General features: G+C 58.1%; 10 protein-coding genes. 7 read left to right on the forward strand and 3 right to left on the reverse strand.

What is annotated here, in order from left to right; genetic code table 11:
* Positions 1-30 precede the first annotated feature (30 nt).
* Positions 31-6,138, reverse strand: coding sequence for a non-ribosomal peptide synthetase (locus IAE27_RS05115; RefSeq protein ID WP_154022986.1), 6,108 nt, complete (start codon positions 6,136-6,138; stop codon positions 31-33).
* Between the two features lie 180 nt (positions 6,139-6,318).
* Entirely contained in the window at positions 6,319-7,278 is a 960-nt protein-coding gene (gene ybtA, locus IAE27_RS05120; protein ID WP_023329710.1) for a yersiniabactin transcriptional regulator YbtA, read from the reverse strand.
* A gap of 256 nt (positions 7,279-7,534) precedes the next feature.
* Between ybtA and ybtP the strand changes: the two genes are divergently transcribed.
* The 4 genes from ybtP to IAE27_RS05140 are packed head-to-tail and all read left to right on the forward strand — an operon-like array spanning position 7,535 to position 13,626.
* A complete protein-coding gene (gene ybtP, locus IAE27_RS05125) occupies positions 7,535-9,247 on the forward strand; it encodes a yersiniabactin ABC transporter ATP-binding/permease protein YbtP (protein WP_070557712.1) in 1,713 nt (570 codons plus the stop codon).
* Positions 9,234-11,036: a yersiniabactin ABC transporter ATP-binding/permease protein YbtQ gene (gene ybtQ / locus IAE27_RS05130; RefSeq protein WP_135800170.1), complete on the forward strand. Its 1,803-nt coding sequence runs from the start codon at positions 9,234-9,236 to the stop codon at positions 11,034-11,036. The genes ybtP and ybtQ overlap by 14 nt, the downstream gene beginning before the upstream one ends.
* A complete protein-coding gene (locus IAE27_RS05135) occupies positions 11,029-12,312 on the forward strand; it encodes an MFS transporter (RefSeq protein WP_135800171.1) in 1,284 nt (427 codons plus the stop codon). Before ybtQ ends, IAE27_RS05135 begins: the two co-directional genes overlap by 8 nt.
* Before the next feature lie 3 nt (positions 12,313-12,315).
* Positions 12,316-13,626 carry a salicylate synthase gene (locus tag IAE27_RS05140; RefSeq protein WP_135800172.1) on the forward strand — a complete coding sequence of 437 codons (1,311 nt, stop codon included), beginning with the start codon at positions 12,316-12,318 and terminating at the stop codon, positions 13,624-13,626.
* A 69-nt stretch (positions 13,627-13,695) separates the two neighbouring features.
* Here the strand turns inward: IAE27_RS05140 and pgtP are convergent, their stop codons facing one another.
* Entirely contained in the window at positions 13,696-15,087 is a 1,392-nt protein-coding gene (gene pgtP / locus IAE27_RS05145) for a phosphoglycerate transporter PgtP (protein ID WP_004113099.1), read from the reverse strand.
* 406 nt (positions 15,088-15,493) lie between these two features.
* Between pgtP and pgtC the strand changes: the two genes are divergently transcribed.
* From pgtC to pgtA, 3 genes are read left to right on the forward strand one after another with little or no spacing between them, the layout of a single operon-like run.
* On the forward strand, positions 15,494-16,714 hold the full coding sequence (gene pgtC / locus IAE27_RS05150; protein WP_154023006.1) for a phosphoglycerate transport regulator PgtC: 1,221 nt from the start codon (positions 15,494-15,496) through the stop codon (positions 16,712-16,714).
* Positions 16,711-18,720, forward strand: a complete 2,010-nt coding sequence (gene pgtB, locus IAE27_RS05155) for a two-component system sensor histidine kinase PgtB (RefSeq protein ID WP_004102084.1) — start codon at positions 16,711-16,713, stop codon at positions 18,718-18,720. Before pgtC ends, pgtB begins: the two co-directional genes overlap by 4 nt.
* The gene (gene pgtA / locus IAE27_RS05160; protein ID WP_023320954.1) at positions 18,710-19,960 is read left to right on the forward strand and encodes a two-component system response regulator PgtA; all 1,251 of its coding nucleotides are present in this window, start codon (positions 18,710-18,712) and stop codon (positions 19,958-19,960) included. Before pgtB ends, pgtA begins: the two co-directional genes overlap by 11 nt.
* Positions 19,961-20,361: the final 401 nt, after the last annotated feature.

The following is a 20,361-nucleotide window of genomic DNA, read 5'->3' on the forward strand; positions in this document are numbered from 1 at the left end:
GCGTCCCGGAAAAAATCAGTTTGGTTCGCGCTAAATCCGCCGCTGGCGTCGGCGAACCGGGCGAGAGCGTGTGGCTTTCTCCTCCATCGCGACGCCGGTAAGGTATTCGGCCAGAGCGGCTGGAGAGGAGTGGGTAAAGAGATCAAGCAGCGTCAGCGTGGAAAATTCGTGACGTTGTAACAAAATGTGCAGCTGCACCAGATTTAGCGACGTGGCGCCCGCCTCAAAAAAGTTATCCGCGGGCATAATCGATTCGCCCACCACCTCGCGAAAGGCGTCGCAAATCAGACGGACAGTGCTCTCGTCCGCCGCCACGCCGGACAGCGGGCGCTCAGGGCAGCCGCGCGGAGCGGGCGCGGGGCTTTGTTCCGCGAGTTTAACGGGGGGAACCAGCGCGGCGAGCGGAAGCTGCCAGCAGCTCTCTTCCTCGGCCATCCGATTGAGCAATTCGCCATACTGGGCAAACTGCCGCTCCACCTGTTCGGCAGGAAACAGGGCGGCGACAAAATCCCAGTTAAAGCGCAATTCACCTTCGGACTCATAAACCTGGTGATCGAGCCAGACCTGCGGCGTCTGCGAGATACCCCAGACCGGTTTGAGTAAATTGCGCCGGGCGAGGAAATTATCCTGCGCGAAGCCGAGCGCGCTGGTGAAGACAACCGGCATGGTCACGGCGGGCAGATTTTGCCGTTGCGCCAGCTGACGCATCACGCGGATGGCGGATACATCGCGATAATTGAGGCTCTGGCTCAGGCGCTGCTGCAGTCGCTGCGCGCTGTGCAGCCAGTTGTCGCCAGGCCGCCAGCTCAGCAGCATCAGGGAGGTGAAGTCGCCCAGAATCTGGTTGATTTGCGGATGCACCGGACGGCGGTCGAAAAGCGTCAGGTTAAGCGTGAATTCAGGCCGCGCGCTCCATGCCGAGAGCACCGTCGACCATACCGATAAGAGTAAGGCCGACGGGGTAAGGTGGGCTTCAGCCGCCCGCTGTTTCAATCGGCGCCAGCGCGCGCTGTCCATGGCCCCGTTCAGGCGCGCAAAGCGCGGCGTCGCAACGTCCTGAGGCAAGCATCGAAGCGGCAGCGCCGGCGCCGGAGGGATATCGTCCAGCTGAGTCTGCCACCAGGCCAGGGAGTCTGGGTCTGGCGCCCGCAGCGCGGGTTGCTGCAGATAATCCCTGAAAGTGACGGGGAGCGGCGGCGGCAGCTGTTGCGGATAGCGATAGCCGTGTTCCAGCTCCGCCAGCAGGATCTGCATGCTTAGCCCGTCAAGCAACAGGTTATCCAGGCACAGCCAGAGTCGGGCGGGCATCCCGTCGACGTATCCGACCTGGAGATCGAATACCGGCCAGATTTCGGGGTTGAGTACCTGATGCGCCAGCTTTTCACGTAGCCGCAGCGCCTCGTCTGGCGTTGGGCAAACGTGCGCGGGTATGATCCAGGGGGGAGTCTGTTCGAGAACCTGCAGTTGTCCATCGTGAACAACGGCGCGCAGCATATCGTGGCGGACGATTAAACGATTCCAGACCCTCTCCAGCCGGCGGATATCCAGATCGGCAACCTCAAATTCAACGAAGAAGTGGGAGCCTACGCCGCCCAGGGCAAACCCCGGCTGCCGTCCTACCAGGTAGGCCTGCTGCACGTCGGTAAGCGCGAACGGCTGGTAGCGATCTTCAGGATAGTGGGTGAATGGCTGTTCGACCGGGAGGTCGGTTTTACGCAGGGTAGCGGCAAAATCCACCAGTCGGGGATGATTAAACAGATCGCTTAATTGCGCGGTATAACCCGCCTGATGGAGCTGTCCGGTCAGACGGGTGGCCAGCAGGCTGTCGCCGCCTTGCTGGAAAAAGTCGGTCTCCCGAGTGACGGTGCCGATCGACAACAGCTGCTGCCAGATGGCGGCCACGCATGTTTCCATATCGCCCTGAGGTAAATCCGCTTCGGCCGATGTTTCCGCCTCAGGGGTATGCCGACGGGTCAGCGCCTGATAGTCAATTTTTCCGTTCGCGGTCAGCGGGAAAGCGTCAAGGAAATGGATCCGTTGCGGCACCATCCACCCGGGCAAGCGTTCGGCAAGGGCGGCCTGTAGTTTACGCGGGTCCCGGCGCATCTGGCTGGCCGGGCACTGGACGAGGAAGCGTTGTAATCCGCCGATTTCATCGCCATGCTGACAGCTGAAGTCGGCGGCGCTGAATATTGTTGCCCACGCTGCGCTGTTATGCAGTAAAGCCTCCGGTTGTCCAGCGGTTAACAGAAGCGTGCTGAGCAGGGCAGACGGCGTCAACTGGCGAAACTCCATGACGTAGAGCAGCGCTCCGGGGACGGCGAGCCGTTGTAAGGTCGTAAGGAGTCCGGGATCTTCTGGCAGCAAACGATGCAGGGCATTATTCAGCCAGACAATGTCCGCCGAATGCGCGTGCGCCGCCAGCGTCTCCGCATTCCAGAGGGCCAGACGGGCATCAGGCCATGGGGCAAGCCGCTGTCTGGCGCTCAGCAGCAGCTCCTGGCTATGTTCAAGCCCGACATACTCAACCTCGCCAGCGTTGAGGCGGGACAACAGGCACTCTGCGGCGCGGGCGGTGCGGACACCCACCTCCAGCAGGCGTACCGGGCGCTGTAAACGTCGGGAAAGCTGTTGGCACATTGTCGCCAGCTCCTCGATATACAAGGCGCTGGCCGGATGGTCGAAAGCCAGACTTTCCGGCGACCACCGCGCATCGTTCAGTAATGACAGTTCGTGGCGCGCGCCGCGAAGAATCTGCATTAAGGTGAGGTCATGCCCGCTGAACGAAGGATGGCGCTTTTCCGGCGCTTCTGCCGCGCAGACCTGATAACCCTCAGCGGCGGGCTGCAGCCGCTGTTGAGCCGCAAGAAAGGCTAACCAGCGTTCCACCACGGCCTGCCAGCGCGGCTGGATAGCGAGCGAATCGATCAGGGAGAGCGGATCGACGTCAGAGGCGTGGCCCGGATGCAGTTTTAACAGACGATACTGCAGAAAATCAGCGACCTGAGCGGCGGAGATTTCTGGCGGGCAGGCGCAGCAGGGCAGCGTTCCTGCCAGGGTACGCCATTCCTGCGGCAGCAACGGATCGCGATGATGGGGAACGCAAAAAGCCTCCCCCTGGGGAACAACCCAGGCCGCCAGGGTCTTCTCTTTCTCCCCGATCGCCTGAACGGTGGCTTGTTTCACGCCCGCCACCTGGCCGAGCGCGCTCTCAATTTCGCCCAGCTCGATGCGATATCCCCCGACCTTGACCTGCTTATCGCGGCGGCCGAGGAACTCTAAGGTACCGTCTGGCCAGTAGCAGCCGAGATCGCCGGTGCGATACCAGCGCTCGCCCGATTGCGTCAAAAACTGCTGCTCGCTGCGTAGGGGATCGTTGAAATAGCCTTCAGCGACCCCGAGGCCGCCAATCCACAATTCGCCGGGCACCCAGTCGGGGCAGTCCCGGCCCCGCTCATCGACTACCCGGTAGCGCTGGTTAGCCAGCGGAAAACCGTAGGGGATGGCGCGCCAGTGCTCAGGAACCTCTCTGACCTCGCAGACGTTAGACCAGATAGACGCCTCGGTGGCGCCGCCCATAGCGATAAACTGCCCTTGCGGCCGATAGGCCCGAAAGCGGGCGGGAAGATCGAGACCGATCCAGTCGCCGGAAAGCATTACCGCGCGCAGATTTGCCGGCGCAGCGTCGGCAAAACCCTCGCACCAGGTCAGCAGCATATCGAATAGCGCCGGGACGCTGTTCCAGAGTGTGACCTGATGGCGTTGGATCAGTTCACACCACGCGCGGGGATCGCGCCGTTGCTCTTCCATCACCATAACCAGCGCGCCGCCGGCGCTCAGGACGCCAAAAATGTCATATACCGATAAATCAAAATGCAGGCCGGACAGCGCCAGCACCCTGTCGCCTGGACCTACCTGATAGCGGTTATTGATATCGCAACAGGTGTTGAGCGCTCCCCGGTGAGAAATGACCACGCCTTTCGGTGTGCCGGTAGAACCGGAGGTGTAGAGAATATAGGCCGGTTGTGTCGGTGCGCGAACCACCGGGTAGCCGATCGGTTCATCCTCAATGGCCTGCTGCCAGGCAAGCAGGGGAACATCGTCTGACCACGCGCTGGCGTCGTGCTGGCAAATGAGCACCAGCCGAACGCTGGCGTCAGCATAGATTTTCTTGCGCCGCGCGGCGGGCTGGTCCAGCGAAACCGGAACGTAGACCGCCCCGGCCAGCAGTACGGCCAGCACCGCAACCAGCTGTCCCGCGCCTTTTGACATGCCGATCGCCACATTGTCGCCCGGCTGCACCCCGCACGCGATTAACCTGCCGGCGCAACGGCGGGCAAAGTCCGTCAGTTCACGGTAGTTCCACTGATAATGAGCATCTGTGACCGCCAGCGCCTCCGGCTGCTGGAGGGCGATGCGGAAAATGCCTTCATGCAGCAGTCCTGCGGGAATGGGCGCGTCGGTCGCGTTGACCCGCTGGCGAATCGCGCGCTGCCTGGCGGGCAGGGTATCCGGGAACGGTTTTTGCCATGCGCTGTCATCTTCGCAGAGCTGGTTAATCAGCTGGCAGTAGGCCGCGAACAACGTCGCTACTAATGCCGGAGGGAACAGGGCGTCATTGCTGTCCCATTGCAGCCAGACCTCGCCTTGATGTTCGAAGGCCAGATGATCTATCCACACCTGCGGCGTCTGCGAGATGCCCCAGTCCGGCTCGCCCAAAGGCGGTTCCGCGCGGCTGCTGTAGAGAGAGCGTCCCAGATTGCTGGTAAATACCACCGGGGCGCCGTGGGGATAGCGCTGCTGGCGTTTGAGCTCCCGGAGGAGTTCGACGCCGGACCAGTGACGATGCTCCCAGTCTTCGGTAAAGGTCAGCTGATTCTTCTGCGCGAGGCCGCTGACGGTATCGCCGTCGCAGGCGGTATCCAGCAGCAGAATATTGGTGAAGTCGGCAAGCATAGCGCTAACCGCCGGGTGCAGCGGTTGGCGGTCGAATAACGTTACGTTGAGCAGCAGCCGCGTCAGGCCACTCCAGCGAGCCAGGACGGCGGAAAAACAGGTTGCCAGCGCCATTGTCGGGGTGACGCCGTACTCACCGGCCCGTTGGCTGAACGCATGCCACTGTTTGGCCGGGACAATCATGCGGCGTCGGGTATTACGGACTTCACGTAGCGCGGCGGGGTCGCAGGCCAGCGGCAAGAGCGGCGCAGGAGGAAGCGCAGGCGCTTTCGCCAGCCAGTACGCGCGGGCTTCGGCTCGCAGCGGTTGATGCACCTTCTGCTGGTGCAGCAAATAGGAGCGGAAATCATAGCGGGGGTCGATAGCCGGCAGCGATTCGCCCGCCAGCAGAGCATTAAGCTCATCGAAGAAGAGCGTAAAGCTGGAGGCATCCATAATCAGCAGGTCAATATTGACATGGAGGCAGTGGCGATTATCGGGCAACAGCGTCAGCTGAAAATCAAACGTTTCGCCGATCTCCACGCGTAAAAGGCGGTGGCTCAGGCGCTGGCGCAGGGCGTCCAGATAGACCTGGCGGCTGGCGGCGTCGTTCTGGCGCAGATCATGAACCGTGACGCCGTTCCAGTAAGGTTGCTTTAACCAGACCTGCTGTCCGTCGGTGCGAAAGGCGATATGCAGCATCGGGTGGCGCTGCATCAGGATCGCGATGGCCTGTTCCAGCTTTTCCGCCGTCAGAGAATAGCCGGCAAACTCCTGATACAGATGGCAGCCCACGCCGCCGAGAGGCTGTCCAGGCATTCGCCCCGTCAGGTAGGCATGCTGGACCGGCGTCAGAGGGAAGGGGGTACCCTCGGTCATGGTCGGCCAGACGCTTTCGCCGGATGCCGTTTCCTCCGCCGGTTTCTCCGGGGAACGGCTGCGCATCAGCTGGCGCCACCCGCCCAGCGTGGGGGCGGCATACAGTTCGCGCAGGGTCACGCGGTAGCCCCTTTTACGAAACCAGTCTAACCATCTCATCAATCTGATTGAATCCAGGCCCGCCTGGATCAAATTGCACGCTTCATGTAGCTGCTGCGGCGTTAAATTTAGCTCCTGCGTGAGCCGCTCGCGTAATTGTTGATAATCAGCCGCGTTGCCGTTGTCCGGTAACTGCGGTTCCTGAGATGGTGCGCCAGAAATCATTCTTCCTCCTGATGGCACGTCTTAGCGGAAAACACTCCTTACATGAGAATAATAATTATTAACAATTGAGTGCTACCCGAAACGGGTCTATTTATGCCCGTTTCGGGTTAATCACTGGAGGAAAGCACTGAGGCCCGGAGGGGGTTTCCGGGCCGCTGGCGGGGAGGGGGCGATCGGCGATCAGATGACGCGTTTAAAGCTGGAAGGGGTGACGCCAAACTGTTTCTGGAAAGCGGCAGAGAAGTGGCTGGCGTTGGCGTAGCCCAGATCGGCGGCTACCGTCATAACGGAGGTATTGCCATTGGCCAGCCTTCTTCGTGCCTCCTGCATGCGTTCAGCCTGAAACAGGCCATAGACGCTGTTGTTAAACAGAACGCGGAAGCCACGCTTAATTTTCAGCACGCTCAAACCGGACTCTCTCGCCAGCTCAGCAACGCCCGGCGCCTGCGTCAAATCGGCCAGCAGCAGATCCTTTGCCCGCAGCAGTTTCTGGCGCTCCACCGGGTTGAAGTGGCAGGAGAAGCAGCTGGCGTCTTCGCGGTGCTCGTCCAGGACCAGGCTTAGCATCACCAGACTCTGTCCCTGTAGCCAGAGCGTCGAAGGTTTTTGTTCATGGCTGAATCCGCCGTGCATCCGCATTAGCGCATGACGCAAAGCCTGGGCCGTTAAATGGGTTTCCGCATTGCAGCGCTGCTGCTGGCAACAGCAGTGGGAGTCGATCTTATTTTTAATGACTGTACTGATATCCGGTACCCACAGCGCGAGGGTTTCAGGGCTGAAGGAGAGGGTGATGCTCTCGAATCGGCCGCCGTAGGAGGCGCTGCCGCGGCAATCTGGCGTGTGGGTAATGTAATGGCGATTGCGGGCCAGTTCCCACTCGGTGTGGCGTCTGAGCCCCTGGATGGCAAAGCGCGAGGTGCCCTCGAGGATGCACGAGAAGTTAATCCTGCCCAGATCATCGTGAAGCTGTAACGTCTCAGGCTGCGCAAAATGGCCTCTCCAGAGCAAAATATCCATCCCTTCCTGCAACGAACAGCGCAGCAGTTCACACTGGGCCGGGATAGTACCGTCGTTAGCGGGTTTCCCGACCACCAACTGATGAATTGAGATTGCAGATTGCGTTTGTGGTGACTCCGTCATGACCGGGTTATCTCCCTGTGGCTTAAACCAATGCGGGTAAAAATAGAACCGAATGGGGTAGATGAGTAATTGATAATGGTTATTATTCACATTAATTCTCAGAACGCCACCCTGAAATAGCGTTTTTGGCGTCCGTAAAAATTCATCAGGAAATTCAGCCACTCCCATGTCATCTCAATCATCCAATACTGAATCTTCGTCCCGGTTCCCGCTCTGGCAGGTGATAACCCCGGTTCGCCGGAAGGTCATTCTGGCGATGGCGCTGGCGGGTCTGGCGGCCATCACCAGCCTTGCGGCGCTGCTTTTTCTGGCATGGAGCCTGCGCGATCTTCGCGTCTCGCCCGACGTTATTCCACTCTGGTCGTTGGGAGGGCTATTTGGCTGCGTGGCGCTGACTTTTGTCCTGCGCCTGCAGGCATTTAACACCTCGCATTATGCGGCGTTTCATCTGGAGAATATTCTGCGCAGCAGATTAGCGCAGAAAGCCGTGCAGCTTGCCCCCGGCGCGTTACAGCAAATGGGCAGCGGTGCGATGGCGAAGGTAATGCTGGATGATGTGAAGTCGTTACACATTTTCGTTGCTGACAGCACGCCGCTGTACGCTCGCGCGATAGTCATGCCCCTGGCGACCGCCGCTATCCTGTTCTGGCTGGACTGGCGACTGGCCATTGCCACGCTGGGTGTGCTGGCATTGGGTTCACTGATACTTACTCTCGCCCGCCAGCGCTCGGGAGAGATGGCTCAGCGTTATCATCAGGCGCGCGAGCAGGTCAGCGCCGCGGTGATTGAGTTCGTGCAGGCCATGCCGGTGGTCAGAACGTTTGATAGCGGCAGCACCAGCTTTTTGCGCTATCAGCATGCCCTTGAGGAGTGGGTCGATGTGCTCAAAATCTGGTATCGCAAAGCCGGCTTTTCAGCGCGTTTTTCATTCTCGATCCTCAATCCGCTGCCGACCTTATTCGTTCTGATCTGGTGCGGATACGGCCTGATGCAGGCGGGCAGCCTCGATTTTATCGCCTGGGTGGCCGTTTTACTGTTGGGCAGCGGGATGGCGGAAGCGGTGATGCCCATGATGATGCTCAATAACCTGGTCGCGCAAACGCGTTTAAGCATTCAGCGTATTTATCAGGTTCTCGCGATGCCGGAACTCTCCCGTCCGCTTGTCGATCGGCAGCCGAACGATGCGAGCATTACCTTTGAGCAGGTGAGTTTTCATTATCCACAAGCGCGCGCAGGCGCGGCGCTGCAGGAGGTGAGCTTTCATGTACCTGCCGGAAAAATAGTGGCGCTGGTCGGGCCGAGCGGCGCCGGGAAAAGCACCGTGGCGCGACTCCTGCTGCGTTATGCCGATCCCGATAAAGGCCATATTCGCATCGGCGGCGTGGATCTGCGCGATATGCAGACGGACACCTTGATGCAGCAAATCTCGTTTGTATTCCAGGACAACTTCCTTTTTGCCGACACCATCGCCAATAACATTCGTCTGGGCGCGCCGGATACGCCGCTGGAAGCGGTGATATCGGCGGCCAGAGTGGCGCAGGCCCATGAATTTATCAGCGCGTTGCCGGAGGGGTACAGCACCCGCGTCGGGGAGCGCGGCGTCTTTCTCTCCGGCGGTCAGCGGCAGCGCATCACCATCGCCCGGGCGCTGTTGCAGGATCGCCCCATTCTTGTGCTCGATGAGGCGACAGCGTTTGCCGATCCGGAAAACGAAGCGGCGCTGATCCAAGCCCTCGCGGCGGCCATGCGCGGCCGGACGGTCATCATGGTCGCGCATCGACTCTCCATGGTGACTCACGCCGATATGATACTGCTGTTTTCCGACGGGCGGCTCCGGGAACGCGGGAGCCACCGGCAACTGTTGGCCCAGGGCGGCTTGTATCAGCAGCTGTGGCAGCGCTATCAGCAGGCGCAGCAATGGATGCCGGGGAGAACACAACCAGAGGAGGCGGAAAATGAAAGCCATTAATCCCGCGGATAACCTGGCCTGGCGCGTCATCTGGCGCCAGCTTATCTCCAGCGTTGGCAGTCAGGCAGGGATGCTGCGGCGCAGTATGATTGCGCTGCTGCTGGCGGCATTGATGCAGGGGATTGCCTTTGCCTGCCTCTATCCGATCGTTGATGCGCTATTACGTGGTGAAGCATCGCCGCTTCTCACCTGGGCTTTGGTTTTCAGCGCTATGGCGTTCGCGGCGCTGGCGCTACGCTGGTATGGGCTGGGCTTTGAATACCGTGGTCATCTGGCGCAGGCCACCCATGAACTGCGCCTGCGCCTGGGCGAACAGCTACGCCGCGTGCCGCTGGAAAGACTCCAGCTCGGCAGAGCGGGCGAAACGAACGCCTTGTTGCTGGGCAGCGTGGATGAAAATCTCAACTATGTGATTGCGATAGCCAATATTTTGCTTTTAACCATCGTCACTCCGCTGACCGCATCGCTGGCAACGTTGTGGATCGACTGGCGGCTGGGGCTGGTGATGTTGCTGATCTTTCCCATGCTGGTGCCGTTTTATTACTGGCGCCGGCCGGCGATGCGCCGACAAATGCAGACCCTGGGCGAAGCGCACCAGCGGCTGAGCGGGGATATCGTTGAATTTGCGCAAGGGATGATGGTTTTGCGTACCTGCGGCAGCGATGGCGAAAAAAGCCGGGCGTTGCTGGCGCATTTTAATGCGCTGGAAAGCTTGCAGAGCCGCACGCATCGCCAGAGCGCCGGCGCGACGATGCTGATCGCCGGCGTCGTGGAGCTGGGCCTGCAGGTGGTCGTGTTAGCCGGGGTGGTCTGGGTAGTGACAGGGACCCTGAACCTTGCCTTTTTGATAGCCGCCGCCGCGATGATAATGCGTTTTTCGGAACCAATGGCGATGTTTATCAGCTACACCTCGGTGGTGGAACTGATCGCCAGCGCCCTGCAGCGTATTGAGCAGTTTATGGCGATCCCGCCGCTTCCCGTCGCAGAACGCGGCGAGATGCCGGAGCGTTACGATATCCGCTTTGACACCATTTGCTACCGCTATGATGACAGCGGCGATCCCGCGCTCAACAACCTCTCTTTGACCTTTCCGGCCGCCAGCATGAGCGCGCTGGTGGGTGCCTCAGGCGCCGGTAAAACCACGGTCAGCAAACTGTTAATGCGCTATGCCGATCCGCAGCAGGGAGAGATTTCTATCGGTGGCGTCGATATTCGTCATCTGACGGCGGAACAGCTCAATAGCCTGATTTCCGTCGTGTTTCAGGATGTCTGGCTGTTTGATGACACGCTGCTGGCGAATCTCCTTATTGCCCGCCCGCAGGCCACGCAGCAGGAGGTGGAAGAGGCCGCCCGCGCGGCGCAGTGTCTTGAATTCATTTCCCGTCTTCCGCAAGGCTGGCTGACGCCAATGGGCGAGATGGGCGGGCAGCTCTCGGGCGGCGAGCGCCAGCGAATTTCCATTGCCAGGGCCTTATTGAAAGATGCGCCGATCGTCATTCTCGATGAGCCGACCGCCGCGCTGGATATTGATAGCGAACTGGCGGTACAGAAAGCTATTGATAGTCTGGTTCACAACCGGACGGTGATTATTATCGCCCATCGCCTGTCAACCATCGCCGGGGCCGGAAACATCCTGGTAATGGAAGAGGGAGAAGTGGTTGAACAGGGCACGCATGCGCAGCTTCTCTCCCGTCAGGGACGTTACCAGGCGCTGTGGCAGGCGCAAATGGCCGCGCGCGTCTGGCGTGATGCAGAGGTTGACGCATCTGAGGAGCGACTGCATGAGTGATGTTCAGTCGCAGGTGAAACCGTTAACGACCGGACGGGTGATTTTTGCCATTGCCGGGATCTATGTGACGCAGAGCCTGGTATCGGCGCTCTCTATGCAGTCCCTGCCTGCGCTGGTGCGCGCCGCCGGCGGCTCGCTGGCCCTTGCCGGCGCGACAACGCTGTTTATGTTGCCCTGGGCGCTGAAGTTTATCTGGGCGCCGTGGATTGAGCGCTGGCGCCTGCCGCCCGATCGCCCGGAGCGTCGTTCTCGCCTGTTAATCCTCCGGGGTCAGGTCGGGTTGGCGGCGATCCTGACGGTTGCCGCTGCGACCGGCTCGGTCGGGCGAACTGGGGGATTTCCCGACACGCAAATCGCCGCGTTGTTTGCGCTGTTTTTACTCGCGGGTACGGTTGCCGCCACCATCGATATTGCCAGCGACGGCTTTTGTGTCGATCAGCTCAGTCGCGCAGGTTACGGCTGGGGAAACAGCGTCCAGGTCGGCGGCAGCTATCTGGGAATGATGTGCGGCGGCGGCGTCTTCCTGATGCTAGCGGCGGCATTCGACTGGCCGGTGGCCATGCTGATCATGGCGGCGCTGATCCTGGTCTTATCCGTTCCCCTGTGGCGCATTGCCGAACCCATGCGCATCACGTCTGTACCGCATGTTCCGGCGTTGGGTTATGCGCTTAAAAGGCGACAGGCGCGGCTGGGTTTACTGTTGGTGCTGATGCTGAATACCGGGATGCGGTTCGTGTTGCCTCTTCTGGCGCCGCTGCTGCTGGATCAGGGGTTGAGCATGTCGGCGCTCGGCGCGCTATTCAGCGCTGGCAATATCGCGGCTGGTATCGCAGGAACGCTGGCGGGCGGGGTGCTGATGAAATACACCTCCCCCGGCAGAGCGCTGCTTGCGGCTTATGGCCTCCAGGGCGTCGTGCTGCTGGCAATAGTAACGACGTTGCTGCTGGCGCCGGGACATTTGCGGCTGCTGTTACTCCAGGGGCTGATCATCCTGCAATCCATTTCGCTGGCCTGCGCCCTGGTCTGTCTTTACGCCACGCTGATGACGCTTTCATCGCCTCTGCAGGCTGGCGTCGATTTTACGCTCTTTCAATGTACTGATGCCGCCATCGCCATTCTGGCCGGCGTGGTTGGCGGCGTAATTGCGCAGCATTTTGGCTATGCGGCCTGCTTTATATTTGGCGGCGCATTCACGCTGCTGGCAGCGTGGATTGCTTCTGCCAGGCTGCATTCGACAAACGCAATTGAAGGATCCGGGAATAACACAGAGAGGTAAGGGATGAAAATCAGTGAATTTTTACATCTGGCGCTCCCAGAGGAACGGCGGCTGCCGACGATTTGTGGCGTCTTACGCCAGTTCGCCGATGAAGAGTGCTATGTCTATGAGCGGCAACCGTGTTGGTATATCGGCAAAGGATGCCTGGCACGGTTGATCATTAATGCTGACGGCACGCGGGCGACCTTCATCAATGCGGACGGAGAGCAGCAATGGGCGGTGGATTCCATTACCGACTGCGCGCGTCGTTTTATGGCCCATCCTCAGGTGAAAGGGCGTCGGGTATATGGCCAGGTCGGGTTTAACTTTGCGGCGCATACCCGTGGGATAGCCTATCACGCTGGCGAGTGGCCATTGCTGACGTTAACCGTTCCCCGTGAAGAACTGATTTTTGAACAGGGAAATGTCACCGTTTCTGCCGACACCGCCAGCGAATGCCGACGTCTGTGCGAGTGGGTAAAAGCAGCCGGTACGGCGACGCCGTGTAACACCGTGACTGTAGATACCGCTGACAACGGTGAGGCCTATCAGGAGCAGGTGGCGCGCGTGGTTTCGGCGATCCGCCGCGGTGAATATGTCAAAGCGATTGTCTCGCGGGCTATTGCCTTGCCATCGCGAATTGATATGCCCTCCACGCTATTATGCGGGCGGCAGGCCAATACGCCCACCCGTTCGTTTATGTTTCGCCAGCAGGGGCGAGAAGCGCTGGGGTTTAGCCCGGAGCTGGTGATGTCGGTCAGCGGAAGCAAAGTCGTCACTGAACCCCTTGCGGGTACCCGCGATCGCATGGGGGATCCGCAGCAGAATAAGGAGAAAGAGACCGAGCTGCTGCATGACGGTAAAGAGGTGCTGGAGCACATCCTGTCGGTGAAGGAGGCGATCGCTGAACTGGCGGTGGTCTGCCAGCCGGGCAGCGTGGTGGTTGAAGATTTGATGTCGGTTCGCCAGCGCGGTAGCGTTCAGCATCTGGGATCTTGCGTCAGCGGTCAGCTTGCGGAAAGTAAGGATGCCTGGGATGCATTTACCGTGCTGTTTCCGTCGATTACCGCCTCGGGTATCCCCAAGAATGCGGCCCTGAGCGCGATTATGCAAATTGAGAAGACGCCGCGGGAGCTCTATTCCGGGGCGGTGCTGCTGCTGGAGGAGACGCGCTTTGATGCGGCGTTAGTCCTGCGATCCGTATTTCAGGACAGCCAGCGCTGCTGGATACAAGCGGGGGCGGGGATCATTGCGCAATCGACGCCGGAACGCGAACTGACGGAAACCCGGGAAAAATTAGCGAGCATTGCGCCCTATTTAAGGGGGTCTGCGTAACGACGGCCAACTCTGCGTAAGGCCAAAAGTGCCAGCAGGCTGGCACTTTATTTCTACGTTATCAGGCGCTTACTGTGCGTCAGCCAGCGCCAGCCGGGCCTCTTCCTGCTCGGTGATTTTACGCTGTTGCTCAAGCTCCAGCGCGCCGCGATGAGAGAGGTAGCAGAACAGGATGCAGCAGACGATCCCGCCCATCAGCAGATAGAACCCGCCGTGCCAGCCCATTTTATCGACCATCACGCCAAACAGGCTGGTGCCTAACGAGGCGCCAAAGATATAGCTCATAAATCCGCGCAGACCCACGGCTGAACCAACGGCAAAGCTGGGGACGATCTCCATGGTCTGGACCGAGGCCAGAAACTGCGGGACGTAAATCAGGCAGCCCACAATCGCCGCGAATACCGTGACCATCAGCAGAGATTCGCTTTTCCAGTAGCCGATCAGACAGATGAAGATTAGCGCCATGCAGATCATGGCTAACGGCATCCGGCGCCCTTTGAACAGCTTGTCGGAAAGCCACCCGGCCAGTAGGGTAGAAGGAATCGCTGCCCACTCAAAAAACAGGAAGGCGACGCTCATCTGCTCTTTAGAAAAATGTTTCACCGTCAGCAGATAGATAGGCAGCCAGCTGATCATGCCGAAACGCACCATGTAGACAAAGACATCGACGAAGGAGACATACCAGGCGTTTTTGTTGCGCAGGACGTAGGTGCAGAAGATCTGGAACGCGCTCATGTTCTCCGGCGCTTGCTGAGTATGTTTGGTCTTCAGCACCACTTTTTCTTCCGGCATCATCTCTTCCAGCGAAGGCAGGCCTTCCTCGCGCGGCGAACCTTTACCCAGCACCAGTACGCTGATGGCGAATACCACCGCCACGCAGGCCGGCACAATGTAGCTGGCGCTCTGCCAGTGCTCGGTACCGAGAATCGCAAATGCGGCGCCGACGATCGGGGCGACAATCCCGCCGCCGACGTTATGGGAAATATTCCAGAAAGCCCCTACGCGGCCACGCTCCCGACGCGGGAACCAGTTAGCGATGGTAATAAAAGAGGGGCCGACCCCCATCCCCTGAAACAGGCCGTTCAGGACAACCAGCGCAGCGAAGATCCAGAATGCGGTACTGAATCCTAACCCGACGTTGACGATTGCGCACAGTACGAGACCGCAGGCCATAAACACTTTCGGGCTGGCTTTATCCGCAAGGCTGCTCATCACGCCTTTACTGATACCGTACGCTATCAGCATACAGCTGCTGAGCAAACCGATCTGCGTGGCGCTAAGGTCTAACTGCTCTTTCAGATAGGGCGTGGATAATGTGAAGTTATTGCGCACAATATAGTACGCCAGATATCCCAGAAATACGCTTAGCAGCGCCTGCATGCGGTATCGACCATAAGTTGCCTGAATTTTCTCAGCAGGAACTTTATTCGCCGACGGCCCTTTTTTTAATAATGATAACATGTCGTCACCTGTATTTTATATTGATGTGAACATCAGGAGTATTCGACCTGAAGGGTGAAATAAGCGGCTATAAAATACAAATCGTCAAAATGAGTCAAAACTGACTCAACATAATGAATTGATAGGTTACTTTTGACTCATATTGAATGAGCGAGAGCCTGCGGAAATAATTTTGCGCTGATTTTATGTCAGGCTTGTGCGGATACCAGCAAATTCCCCAATCATTATCTGGTAATCTTTCCTGATATTCCCGGACGCCCGTTTGACTATTTCGCCGGTCGCGGTGATTAATTCGCCAGATTTCATAAACGGGTAAGTTTTGTCTCAACGCTATTTTTACGGTATTTCAATATTTATGAACGGGATCACAAACATGTCTCTTCGTCGGGGCGGGATAGTGAGCAAAATGCTCGCGCTGATGCTGCTGACCGCCTGGCTGAGACCCTGTGCAGCGCAAAGCAATGAGCTGGTGATGGCGACGACATTTTCTCCCAGCGCCACCGTGTGGATTATCGATCGCTGGCAGACGGAGCCGGGGTCAGTGATGATTAGGACGCTCAACCGCACCAGCGCCTCGCTGGAACAGCTGCTTGATACGGCAAATGCCGAAAATGTCGATCTGATCCTGACCTCGTCGCCGATGCTGCTGCAGCATCTTCAGGAGCATCAAAAACTGGCGCCGTTCAGCGGTGCGCCGGCAGTCAGCCAACACCTGGTGCCGGAATCTATCCGCTCCACCTCCGTGGCCGTGGCGATTTCCGGGTTCGGTTTGCTGATTAATCGCTCGGCGCTGATGACACGGCATCTGCCTGCGCCAGCGGACTGGGATGACCTGACCGATCCCCGCTATCAGGGGGCGCTGCTGATGAGCAGTCCGTCGCGTTCGGATACCAACCATCTGATGGTGGAGTCGCTGCTGCAACAAAAGGGCTGGATTAAAGGATGGGAAACGCTGTTGACGAGTGCGGGAAACCTCGTGACCATTTCATCCCGCAGCTTTGGGGTAGCGGATAAGATTAAAAGCGGCCTGGGCGTGGCCGGTCCGGTGATTGATAACTACGCCAATCTGCTGCTGAACGATCCGCACTTGGCTTTTACCTATTTCCCGCAGTCGGCGGTTTCGCCGACCTATATCGCGGTGCTTAAAAACAGTCAGCACGCCAGCGAGGCGCGGCGGTTTATTCGCTATCTGTTAAGCCCGGAGGGCCAGGCGATCCTCGCCGATGCTAATACCGGGAAATACCCGGTAACGCCGCTGGCGGCGGGCAATCCGCGGGCGGCGCAGCAGGCGGTGCTGATGAATCAACCGCCATTGAACTATCGGCTGATCCTCAAACGCCAGCGTCTGGTTCAACGGATGTTCGATACGGCGATCAGCTTTCGTCTTGCCCAGCTAAAAGATGCCTGGCGAGCGCTGCACAGCGCGGAGGCCCGACTCAAGCGTCCGCTGCCCGAGATACGCGCGTTGCTGACCCGTGTGCCGGTCGATCCGGCGAGCAGCGAGGATGAAGCCTGGCTGGCTCAGTTCGACAATAAGAGCTTCGCGGAACAGCAGATGATGGAGTGGCAGCTCTGGTTTCTCAACAATCAGCGGCAGGCGATTAATAAACTGGAAGAACTGAAATGATGGGCAGGTCCATGCTGCAACGTCTGCGGCAAATCAGTATCAGTAGCAGCCTACGCGGGGCTTTTCTGATGGGGGCGCTGCTGACGCTGATTGTCAGCAGCGTCAGCCTCTATTCATGGCATGAGCAAAGTTCGCAGATCCGCTATTCGCTGGATGAGTATTTTCCGCGCATCCATTCGGCTTTTCTGATTGAAGGTAATCTCAACCTGGTGGTCGATCAGCTCAACGAATTTCTGCTGGCGCCGAATACCACGGTACGGCTGCAGCTGCGCAACCAGATTATCCAGCATCTGGATAAAATAGAGCGGCTGAGCCAGGGGTTGTCGCCGGCAGAACGCCAGCAGCTGGCGGTGATATTGCAGGACAGCCGCGCGCTGCTGGCGGAACTGGATCGCGTGCTCTACAACATGTTTCTGGTTCGCGAAAAGGTGGGAGAGCTTTCGGCGCGGATCGACTGGCTGCACGATGATTTCACCACCGAGCTGAATTCGCTGGTGCAGGATTTTACCTGGCAACAGGGAACGCTGCTCGATCAGATTGAAGCCCGACAGGGGGATGCGGCGCAGTACCTGAAACGCTCCCGGGAAGTGCAGAATGAACAACAGCAGGTCTATACCCTGGCTCGTATTGAAAATCAGATCGTTGACGACCTGCGCGACAGGCTCAATGAACTGAAATCCGGTAATGATGACGGTATGCTGGTGGAGACGCATATCCGCTATCTTGAAAACCTGAAGAAAACGTCGGATGAAAATATTCGTGCGCTGGATGACTGGCCGAGCACCATTACCCTGCGACAAACGATCGATGAGCTGCTGGAAATTGGCATGGTGAAAAATAAGATGCCGGACACTATGCGCGACTACGTTACCGCGCAAAAAGCGCTCGTGGAAGCCAGCCGGGCCAGAGAAGCAACGCTGGGACGCTTCAGAACGCTGCTGGAAGCCCAGCTTGGCAGCAGTCACCAGCAGATGCAGATGTTTAATCAGCGTATGGGGCAGATTGTCCGGGTCAGCGGCGGGCTAATCCTGGTGGCGACGCTGCTGGCGCTGCTGCTGGCGTGGGGGCTGAACCATTATTTTATTCGCTCGCGGCTGGTGAAACGCTTTACCGCGCTGAATCAGGCGGTGGTGCAGATTGGTCTGGGCCAGACCGAGGCGACCATTCCGGTTTACGGGCGCGACGAGCTGGGACGTATTGCCGGTTTGCTTCGCCATACCCTGGGTCAGCTTAATGCGCAAAAACAGCAGCTTGAACAGGAGATAGGCGAGCGGAAAGCGATTGAGGCCGATCTGCGTGCCACTCAGGACGAGCTGATCCAGACCGCTAAACTGGCGGTGGTGGGGCAGACGATGACCACCCTGGCGCATGAGATCAATCAGCCGTTGAATGCGCTGTCGATGTATCTTTTTACCGCAGGAAGGGCAATCGAGCAGGGACAGACGGAGCAGGCGCGGACGACGTTAAGCAAAGCGGAAGGGCTGATCAACCGCATTGACGCGATTATCCGCTCCCTGCGCCAGTTTACCCGCCGCGCAGAACTGGAAACAGCGCTGCACCCGGTCGATTTGCGCCAGACATTTACCGTGGCGTGGGAATTGCTGGCGATGCGACATAAACCTCAGCAGGGGACGCTGCTGATACCGGATGACACCGTCTGGATCCTGGGAGACGAAGTGCGTGTTCATCAGGTGCTGGTGAACGTGCTGTCAAATGCCCTTGATGCTTGCCCGCACGCAGCGCAAATCACCGTGAGCTGGCAAATCCAGGGCGAAAGGCTGTGCGTGTTGATTGCCGATAACGGCCCCGGCTGGCCTGCGGCCTTACTCCCTTCGCTGTTAAAGCCGTTCACTACCAGTAAAGCCGTGGGACTGGGAATAGGGCTTTCGATATGTGTTTCGCTGATGACGCAAATGGAAGGGGCGTTGCGCCTGGCGTCGACGTTTACGCGCAGTGCCTGCGTGGTGCTGGAATTCAATTTGACGGATGTAAAAGATGTTGAGTAATAACTGTTCGATTCTGCTGATTGATGATGATGCCGATGTGTTGGATGCCTATACGCAGCTGCTTGAGCAAGCGGGGTATCACGTCAGTGCCTGTAATAATCCTTTTGATGCGCGGGAGCAGGTGCCGAAGGACTGGCCCGGCATTGTTTTAAGCGATGTCTGCATGCCCGGCTGCTCCGGAATCGATTTAATGACGTTGTTTCATCAGGATGACGATCTGCTGCCGATTCTGCTTATCACCGGTCACGGCGATGTGCCGATGGCGGTGGAGGCGGTGAAAAAAGGGGCCTGGGATTTCCTGCAAAAGCCGATCGATCCGGGCAAGCTGCTCACGCTGGTGGATGCCGCGCTGCGTCAGAGGCAATCGGTGATCGCCCGTCGCCAGTATTGTCAGCAAAAATTACAGGTTGAGCTTATTGGCCGTAGCCAATGGACGGATCGGTATCGCCAGCGCCTTCAGCAGCTGGCAGAGACGGATATTGCGGTATGGCTTTACGGCGAGCCGGGAACCGGCCGCATGACCGGCGCGCGTTACCTGCACCAGTTAGGGCGTCACGCCGACGGTCCGTTTATCTCCTGCGAACTAAATACGGCTAACGCCCACACGCTGAATGAACTGATCGCGCAAGCCCAGGGCGGGACGCTGGTCTTAAGTCACCTGGAGCATCTGACTCACGGGCAACAGCATCATCTGGTACAGCTGCAGAGTCATGAGAAACGGCCTTTTCGCCTGATTGGTATCGGTAATGCTTCGCTGGTGGAACTGGCCGCCAGCAGCCAGATAGTGGCGGAACTCTATTACTGCTTCGCGATGACGCAAATTGGCTGCCAGCCTCTGTCAAAGCGACCTGATGATATCGAGCCGCTGTTTCATCACTATTTGCAAAAAACCTGTCAACGGCTGAATCATCCCGTCCCGGAGGTGGATGCCGGTCTGTTGAAGGGGATGATGCGGCGAGTGTGGCCAAATAACGTTCGCGAACTGGCGAACGCCGCCGAGCTGTTTGCGGTGGGGGTATTACCGCTCGCGGAAACGGTGAATCCGCAGATGCTTGTCGGCGAACCGACGCCGCTGGATCGGCGGGTTGAGGACGTCGAGCGGCAGATTATCACTGAAGCGCTGAATATCCACCAGGGACGTATCAATGAGGTGGCGGAGTATCTGCTTATACCGCGTAAAAAACTCTATCTCAGAATGAAGAAGTATGGCCTGAGTAAAGAGCATTACAAAGGGGTGTAGGGCAGTTTAAGGGGAGGAGGTGACGATGCGGTCATTTCCTCTGCGCAAAAGCAGGACCGGTACCCGCGGTGAATTTTAATGTCGGGAAATAATTTCTTTGATTTTTTTATTAATCGTATGACAAATATTGTTTGTTACCTCAAGGTTCTGGGTATATAAAGAAACGGCAGTTAAGAGCATACGAAAATAATAACGTATTAAAAATGATACCTTAAAAAAATAACGAATTCTCGGGGTTAATTTTGATACGTTAAAAGTCACTGCAATAAATCAGGTTATGTGATCGCGGTTAGTGAATTAGCATAGTTGCATTTCATAAAATAGCCAAATAAACACCACGTTTTTATTACCTGAATCAGCGTCAAATAAACCTGACGCTACTTTATATTACTGAGGCCATA

Origin of the sequence: Klebsiella sp. S69 (genome assembly GCF_016516145.1) — a bacterium.
In the GTDB taxonomy this organism is placed as follows: Bacteria; Pseudomonadota; Gammaproteobacteria; order Enterobacterales; family Enterobacteriaceae; genus Klebsiella; species Klebsiella oxytoca.

Coding starts and splice junctions, on each gene's coding strand:
- ybtQ (WP_135800170.1), top strand. CDS start 9,234: ATGAAAGCCATTAATCCCGCGGATAACCTGGCCTGGCGCGTCATCTGG.
- pgtP (WP_004113099.1), bottom strand. CDS start 15,087: ATGTTATCATTATTAAAAAAAGGGCCGTCGGCGAATAAAGTTCCTGCT.
- pgtC (WP_154023006.1), top strand. CDS start 15,494: ATGCTCGCGCTGATGCTGCTGACCGCCTGGCTGAGACCCTGTGCAGCG.
- ybtA (WP_023329710.1), bottom strand. CDS start 7,278: ATGACGGAGTCACCACAAACGCAATCTGCAATCTCAATTCATCAGTTG.
- pgtB (WP_004102084.1), top strand. CDS start 16,711: ATGATGGGCAGGTCCATGCTGCAACGTCTGCGGCAAATCAGTATCAGT.
- IAE27_RS05115 (WP_154022986.1), bottom strand. CDS start 6,138: ATGATTTCTGGCGCACCATCTCAGGAACCGCAGTTACCGGACAACGGC.
- IAE27_RS05140 (WP_135800172.1), top strand. CDS start 12,316: ATGAAAATCAGTGAATTTTTACATCTGGCGCTCCCAGAGGAACGGCGG.
- IAE27_RS05135 (WP_135800171.1), top strand. CDS start 11,029: ATGAGTGATGTTCAGTCGCAGGTGAAACCGTTAACGACCGGACGGGTG.
- ybtP (WP_070557712.1), top strand. CDS start 7,535: ATGGCGCTGGCGGGTCTGGCGGCCATCACCAGCCTTGCGGCGCTGCTT.
- pgtA (WP_023320954.1), top strand. CDS start 18,710: ATGTTGAGTAATAACTGTTCGATTCTGCTGATTGATGATGATGCCGAT.